The organism is Mesorhizobium caraganae (assembly GCF_016836705.1).
In the GTDB taxonomy this organism is placed as follows: Bacteria; Pseudomonadota; Alphaproteobacteria; order Rhizobiales; family Rhizobiaceae; genus Mesorhizobium; species Mesorhizobium caraganae.
Genome location: NZ_JAFCGY010000066.1, coordinates 1 through 6,855, shown reverse-complemented (window position 1 = coordinate 6,855; position 6,855 = coordinate 1). Strand labels below are relative to the sequence as shown.

At 64.4% G+C, this 6,855-nt stretch carries 6 protein-coding genes; 2 read left to right on the top strand and 4 right to left on the bottom strand.

Annotated elements, in window-relative coordinates:
• Positions 1-135: 135 nt before the first annotated feature.
• The 4 genes from JQK88_RS35015 to JQK88_RS35000 are packed head-to-tail and all read right to left on the bottom strand — an operon-like array spanning position 136 to position 5,141.
• Positions 136-1,302, bottom strand: a complete 1,167-nt coding sequence (locus JQK88_RS35015) for an NAD(P)/FAD-dependent oxidoreductase (RefSeq protein WP_203281123.1) — start codon at positions 1,300-1,302, stop codon at positions 136-138.
• A gap of 23 nt (positions 1,303-1,325) precedes the next feature.
• Positions 1,326-2,921, bottom strand: coding sequence for an ATP-binding protein (locus tag JQK88_RS35010; protein ID WP_203281121.1), 1,596 nt, complete (start codon positions 2,919-2,921; stop codon positions 1,326-1,328).
• Positions 2,909-3,601 (bottom strand): response regulator transcription factor, encoded by a 693-nt coding sequence (locus JQK88_RS35005; RefSeq protein WP_112560153.1) that lies wholly within the window; start codon positions 3,599-3,601, stop codon positions 2,909-2,911. The genes JQK88_RS35010 and JQK88_RS35005 overlap by 13 nt, the downstream gene beginning before the upstream one ends.
• A 4-nt stretch (positions 3,602-3,605) precedes the next feature.
• Positions 3,606-5,141: a DUF4153 domain-containing protein gene (locus tag JQK88_RS35000; protein WP_203281119.1), complete on the bottom strand. Its 1,536-nt coding sequence runs from the start codon at positions 5,139-5,141 to the stop codon at positions 3,606-3,608.
• Between the two features lie 385 nt (positions 5,142-5,526).
• On the opposite strand from JQK88_RS35000, the gene JQK88_RS34995 reads away from it, so the two are divergent.
• Both JQK88_RS34995 and JQK88_RS34990 read left to right on the top strand, forming a co-directional pair.
• On the top strand, positions 5,527-6,402 hold the full coding sequence (locus JQK88_RS34995) for an HpcH/HpaI aldolase/citrate lyase family protein (protein WP_192258549.1): 876 nt from the start codon (positions 5,527-5,529) through the stop codon (positions 6,400-6,402).
• Positions 6,403-6,466: 64 nt separating this feature from the next.
• Positions 6,467-6,673, top strand: coding sequence for a DUF1737 domain-containing protein (locus JQK88_RS34990; protein ID WP_023699283.1), 207 nt, complete (start codon positions 6,467-6,469; stop codon positions 6,671-6,673).
• Positions 6,674-6,855 lie beyond the last annotated feature (182 nt).

Genomic DNA, 6,855 nt, shown 5'->3' with positions numbered 1-6,855 from the left:
AAAGCTCATCACAACCCTCAACGCCATGGTCCGAGACAACAAACCCTGGAGCCCAGCTTCAATCTGAAACACGGTTGCTCATCCGTCGCCTTCGGCGACACCTTCTCCCACAAGGGGAGAAGGAAAAAGGGCCGCTCAAATCACATTCAATTCCCGAAACGCCCTGCCCTCGGCCACCCGTTGATACCCAAACGCCGAGCAATCCACCGTCCGGTAGCCGCCATGGACGATCAGTTCGGCCAGCGCCTTGCCGACGGCCGGCGCCTGCTGCAGGCCATGGCCGGAAAATCCGTTGGCGAAAATGAAATTGCCGACTTCCGGGTGCGGTCCGATCACCGCGTTCTGGTCGAGCGTATTGTAGTCGTAATGGCCGGCCCAGGCGCGTGTCGCCTTGATCGCTTCGAAGGCGGGGATGCGCGTCGCCAGCACCGGCCAGATCACCTCTTCGAACAGCGGCCAATCGACATCGAAATCCCTGGGGTCGGCCGGGCCGTCGCCCTCTTCCGGCTCGGCGCCGCCGGTGAGATAGACAGAGCCTTCCGGCCTGACATAGATGCCTGAAGGGTCGACCAGCAGTGGCATGTCGGTATATTTTTCGCGCGCCTCGAACACAAAGACGTTGCGCTTGCGCGGCTCGACGGGCAGCGTGAGCCCGGCAAGAGCCGCGACTTTGCCGGCGTTTGGACCGGCGGCGTTGACGACGATGCCGGCCTCGAGTTTTTCGCCATTGTCGAGCGTCACGCCGGTGACGCGGCCACCCTGCCGCTCGATACCGGTAACATCGGCGGCGATGAAATCGACCTTCTTGTCGCGCAACGCCTTGCGGAACAACGTCAGCATGGCATGCGCGTCGAACCAGCCCTCGCCGGTGCGGCCGAAGGCGCCGGCGCTGATGCCTTCCGTCGACAGCCAGGAAAAGCGCTTTGCCAGCTGGTCGGCGTCCTCGAGCAGAATGTCGGCGCCCTCGGCAACCTGCGCTTCGTGGTTGGCCTTCAGGATCGGCAGCCCGGCCTCGCCGGCCAGGATCAGATAGCCGCCCTCGCGGAAACCGATATCGGCGTCAGTGCCGAAAGTCTCCTTCAGCCGCCGGAACAGTTTTAGCGTGAACTGCGACAGGCGGATGTTTTCCGGGATCGAGAATTGCTGACGGATCGAGGCCATGGACAGCGTCGTCGCCGCATGGGCGAATTGCGGATCGCGCTCGACCAGCGCGATCGAGCCGGAAAAGCCTTCTTCGCGCAGATAATAGGCGACCGAGGAGCCGACGATGGCTCCGCCGATGATGACGATGTCGTAGCGCACTCTTGTTCTCCAATCCGCTGGCCTTACGCGGCCGGCAAGGAAACCTCGAAGCGCGTGCCGCGCCCGGAGTCAACCAGCGCGATCGTGCCATCATGCGCTTTCAGGAGGGCCAGCACGATGCCGAGGCCCATGCCGGTGCCGCCGGATTCGCGCCGCGTGGTGAAGAACGGTTCGAAGATGCGTGCCCGGTTGCTCGGCGAAATGCCGGCGCCGTCGTCGCTGACCGTAATGGTTGCCTTGCCATCGGCGCCGGCTGCCGCCAGCAAGACCTGCGTGGCGCCATGCCTCGCCGAATTGTCGATCAGGTTGGCAAGGACGATCGCCGCATTCTCGGCCGAGATGCGCAGACCTATCGCGCCACCCGCCTCGACGTTGACCGCCAGCCTGCCATCCACCGGCAGCAGCGCCAGCGCTGCATCGAGCGATGTGCTTTCGCCGCTCGGCGCCAGGTTTTCGGCGCGCGCCAGGTCGAGCAGGCGGCGAACCAACAGGTTGAGCCGGCCGGCATCGGTGACGATGTTGCCGGAAAACCGCTTGCGCTCGTCCGCATCCATCGCCTCGCCGGAATCGCGCAACAGCTCGGCCGCGCCCTGGATCGCCGTCAGCGGCGATTTGAGCTCGTGCGAGACATGGGTGGCGAAAGTCTGGATGCTGTCGGAGCGCGCCTGCAGCTTTTCGGCCATGTCGAGGAAGGCGGCGGACAGTTCGGCCATTTCGCGCGTGCCGTGGTGGTCGAGCGGCCGGATCGCATCACGGTCACCAGCGGCAATGCGCCTTGTTCGCTCCATCAGCGCGTAGATCGGCCGGCTGACGGTGCGCAGGAAGACCAGCGCGATCAGCAGCGTACCGCAAAGCATGGCGATGGCCGCCAGCGTCACCTTGCCGCGCTCGCCATAGAGGTGTTTGACGATGTTGTTCGGCGTCCGCGACAGATAGATCACGCCGGCGACCCGGCCATCGACTGCAATCGGCATGGCAACGAAGACGCGGACTTTGGTGCCGCGGCTGACCGAATACAGCGGCGGCGGTGGCTGGTCGGGAATGCGTTGCCTGAGCACGCTGGCGTAGTGGCCGGCAAGCGCCTCGCGCACCTCCTCGACACCGCTGAGCGACAGGCCGACCTCATCGCGCCCGGCAATGACGATGCCCTTGGGATCGAGCAGCCGGAAGCCGGCGAGCGTGGTCTTTTGCGTCGTGTCGAGAATGCCCGACAACCGCGCGCCGATCGCCGCAAAGGCCGGATCGGTGGCGGCGGCGATGCCGGCGGGCCGGGTCGGCAGCAAATAGTCGGAGGCGAGATCGAGGCTGGGCTCGATCGGCTGGTAAGGCGAATCGTCGCCGCGGCTGGCATCGTCGTTCTCAGCCTCAACCGGCCCGCCAAGCTTGTCCGGGGAAATGCCGGCGTCGCGCACATCCTGCGCATAGATGGCGGCAATGACGGCGCCTTGCGCGATCAGCTCGCCCTCGGTCTGGCGGATCAGCTGGTTTTCATAAAGCCGAAAGAAGAACAGGCCGACCAGCGGCAGCGCCAGCACCATGATGAGGATGGCGAGAACCACCGTGGCCAGCCTTGGCCGCCATTTGGTGCCGATCCATTTGGCGTCGCTCAGGCGCCGCATCGGCCGAGCCGGAAGCCGACCCCATGCACGGTCTCGATGGCGTCGAGACAGCCCGCCGCCGCCAGCTTGGCGCGGATGTTGCGGATATGGCTGTCGACAGTACGGTCGGCGACATGGATGTTGGCGGCATAGGCGCTGGCCACCACCAGGTCACGTCCCAGCACATGCGCCGGCCGTGCCAGGAAGCCTTTCAGGATCGAGAATTCGATCGCCGTCAGCGCCAGTGCCTTGCCGTCGAAACTGGCGCCATGGCTGGCCGGTGTCAGGCTGAGCTTGCCATGCGCAAAGGCCCTGTCGTCGGCCGGCTCCGGCACGGCGCGGGCGCGGCGCAAAATGACATTGACACGCGCCACCAGTTCGCGCGGGCTGAACGGCTTCGTCACATAGTCGTCGCCGCCCATTTCGAGCCCGAGGATGCGGTCGATTTCCTCGTCACGCGCCGACAGGAACAGCACCGGCACGTCCGAGCGTTGCCTGAGCCGCCGGCAGACCTCCAGCCCGTCCATCTCAGGCATGCCGATGTCGAGCACGACGAGATCGGGCTCGCGGCGTTCGATCGCCTGCAGGGCGGCCGCGCCGTCAGACACGGCCTGTGTCTTCATGCCAGCCTTTTCCAGTGCAAAGCAGATGATCTCGCGTATGTGCGGATCGTCGTCGGCGACCAGGATCTGATGCGGCATGAATCTAGCGGTCCGGCACTGAAGGTTGCGAGGGTTGGGTAGGTTGCCGAGGTGGAGGAAGCACGAGCGGGCCTCTTTTGTCGAGAACCTGCACGAGCCTCCAGGCGCGAAAGCTCCAGGCGCGCCACTTCTTCTGTTCGGCGATATAGTCGTCGGCCGTCTGCAGGTCGACCACCCAGGTGGTCAGATGTCCGGTCTGATGCATGTAATAGCGGTCCAGTGCCGGCAGGGCGACGGCGCCGAATGAGCGCAGATACTCGGCATCGAGCGGGGTGCCGGAGCCAGACATTTCAAGCGAGTGGTCGACATTGAAGTTGGCGATCATTGCGGCGAAGTTGATGAAGCAGCAGGCATAAAGCGTCGCCGATAGCGTCAGAAGATTGGCCGAGAACAGCCATTCGTTGGATTTTCCGAGCGCGATGCGGGCGATGATCAGCGCAAGCCCTGATGCCACCAGCCCCATCCAGACGAAAGCGGCGATGCGCCAGTAGGTTAGCGCATAGACGCCGATATAGAGATCGAGCCGCAGGATTGACGAGATGACCAGCACGATGTTCTGCGCCACCCAGGCATAGACCAGCCGGCGGATCAGCGGATCGCTTGATGTTTCGCTGCCCGGCCGCAGCGCCGCCAGCACGAAGCCGGCGGCGAGCAGCGCGGTGGCGATCAGCGGATAGGCACCGCGATGCGCATAGGCGGCATAGCTCATGCCATCGGGAAGGGCGACGCCACCCCAGAGATAGGCGGCGTCGAGCCCGGTCTGCAGCGCAAACAGCGCGTTGAAGACGATCAGCGCGCGCAAGATGGCGCCTTTGCCGAAGACGATATCCTCGACGACATGCCGCTCCGGTTTGGCCGCCGGCTGGGCGCCGGCAAGGTTCTGCCTCGGCCGCGGGATAAGACGCCGGAAGCGCGGCAGACGTGGCCGCAGCAAGGCCCAGACGCAGGCGAGCACGATCAGCCAGAAGGCAATCCGCGCCAGCTGGATGAGATCGAGGAGCTTCATCAGGTCGATCAGCGACAGCCAGTAGTCGATGACCGGATTGGCGGCGCCGAACAGCGTGAGGAAGACGGCGCCCAGCGTCAGCGGCATCACCCAGACCGCGATGGACGCGAACCGGATCCGGCGCCGGCCGAAGCGACGCGCCGTCTTGCGCCAGCGGATGAAATCCCGGATGAACCGCAGTGGCACCGCCAGCAGGAACAGCGCGATCTGGACGGCAATGCGGGCGATGCGGTGTTGCAACCGCCCGGCCAGCGACAATGCAAACACCACCATGGCCACGAGCGCGACCGAGACCGACAGCGCGCTGACATTTTCAGCCAGCGGCAGCAGCGCGACCAACAGGCAGGCCGGCTTGAGCCACGGCATGGGGGAATTGAGGGCAGCGGGATGCACGGCGACAACCGCGCCGGCCGTCACGATGGCGAACAAAAGGACGGTGATGCCGATGGGCTGGTCGTAGAAGAAAAAATCCGCCAGCGCGACGAGCAGGACGGCAATGCCGAAGCGGCTGCAAAAGCTGACGAACGATGTCATGCGCGGACTTTCCTGGTGGGCTGGATCCGGCCGACGGGCGGATGCCTGGGGATAAAAGGGAGCAGGCTTGCCTCCGGGCGATGGCGGGCCTCCGGCCGCGGCGGATCGACCAACCACCAGCTTTCGCTGCGCAGCCGGTAGGGCAGGGACCAACGGTGGATGTTTCGCTGTTGCATGCCGCCCTTTGTGGTGGCTGCGCATGGATACGGCAGGGCACAGCGGAGGAGGTTTTCCGCAGAAACGTGCAGTTTTCGTGCAGGAACCAGCCCCCTTCTCCCCGTTCACGGGGAGAAGGTCCCGGCAGGGGGATGAGGGGCAGCGCCGACTTCGGGCAATCACCAGCCGCACCCTTGCCTCACCCGCCTGTAGCCGGCATAGATCGAGCATGGAACCCTACCGCCCGCGCCGCTCTGTACTCTACGTCCCCGCCTCCAACGACAAGGCGCTGGCCAAGATCGCGACGCTTACCTGCGATGCCGTGATCATCGACCTCGAAGACGCCGTTGCTCCCGCCGACAAGGTCGCGGCGCGTGAAAAACTGGCGGCTATTTTCGCCAGCCGGCCGAAGCGGCGCTGCGAGATGATCGTGCGCGTCAACGCGCTGTCCAGCGAATGGGGCAACGATGATTTGCTGGCCGCGGCGAAATTCGAGCCCGACGGCATCTTGCTGTCCAAGGTTGCCACGCCGCGCGACATCCTCGAAGTCGGCGACGTGCTCGACGATAATTTTGCCCCCGATAGCGTCAAACTCTGGGCGATGATCGAGACGCCCAAGGCCATGCTCAACATCGGCGCCATTGCCGAACTCGGCCGCGATCCGGCCTCGCGCCTCAATTGTTTCGTTACCGGAACGAACGATCTGGTCAAGGAGACCGGCATTCTGGCCACACCCGACCGGCGCTACCTCGTACCATGGCTGATGCAAATGGTGCTGGCTGCCCGCGCCGGCGGCATCGACATGCTGGACGGCGTCTCCAACGATTTTCGCGACCTCGATGCTTTTGCGCGCGAGTGCACGGAAGCCGCCGCCATGGGGTTCGACGGCAAGACGCTGATCCACCCGGCCCAGATCGAAGCCGCCAACCGCGCCTTTGCACCGGCGCCCGATGCCCTGGCCGAGGCGCGCGCGGTGAAAGATGCCTTCGCCTTGCCGGAAAATGCCGGCAAGGGCGTGATTGCGCTGAACGGCAGGATGGTCGAACGGCTGCATCTGGTGCAGGCCGAAAAACTGCTGGCGAAGGCCGCCGCCATCGGCGCATGATTACCGAAGCCGGCTTCGAAAAAGATCCCGCCCGACAAGACAACCTCAGGACAGGACTTGAACCATGAGACTTTACCGCTTTTTATCCGCGCCCGACGATTCAACCTTTTGCCACAAGGTCACCGCGGCGCTGAACAAGGGCTGGCACCTCTACGGCTCGCCGACTTACGCCTACGACAAGAAAACCAAATCGATGCGCTGTGGCCAGTCGGTGGTGAAGGATATTGACGGCCAGGAATACGGGCCGGATACGAAGCTGAGCGACTGGTAGGCTTTGCAAGCACCGACGCAGGCTGTGTTGAGATTCAGGTCAGGCCGAGCTGAGAGTGGCTGTACCGAGAACCGGAGCGGAGCGTACTTTTCGTATGTGTTGGGGTGGACGGCCCCCGACGGCATCGTGATGTGCCAGAATGAGGTCGTTGCAGATCTCATCAAGGGAGACCGTCCGTGGAT

Bases quoted from the DNA above. Each gene is read 5' to 3' on its own strand.
- JQK88_RS35005 (WP_112560153.1), bottom strand. From the start codon at position 3,601: ATGCCGCATCAGATCCTGGTCGCCGACGACGATCCGCACATACGCGAG.
- JQK88_RS34995 (WP_192258549.1), top strand. From the start codon at position 5,527: ATGGAACCCTACCGCCCGCGCCGCTCTGTACTCTACGTCCCCGCCTCC.
- JQK88_RS35000 (WP_203281119.1), bottom strand. From the start codon at position 5,141: ATGACATCGTTCGTCAGCTTTTGCAGCCGCTTCGGCATTGCCGTCCTG.
- JQK88_RS35010 (WP_203281121.1), bottom strand. From the start codon at position 2,921: ATGCGGCGCCTGAGCGACGCCAAATGGATCGGCACCAAATGGCGGCCA.
- JQK88_RS34990 (WP_023699283.1), top strand. From the start codon at position 6,467: ATGAGACTTTACCGCTTTTTATCCGCGCCCGACGATTCAACCTTTTGC.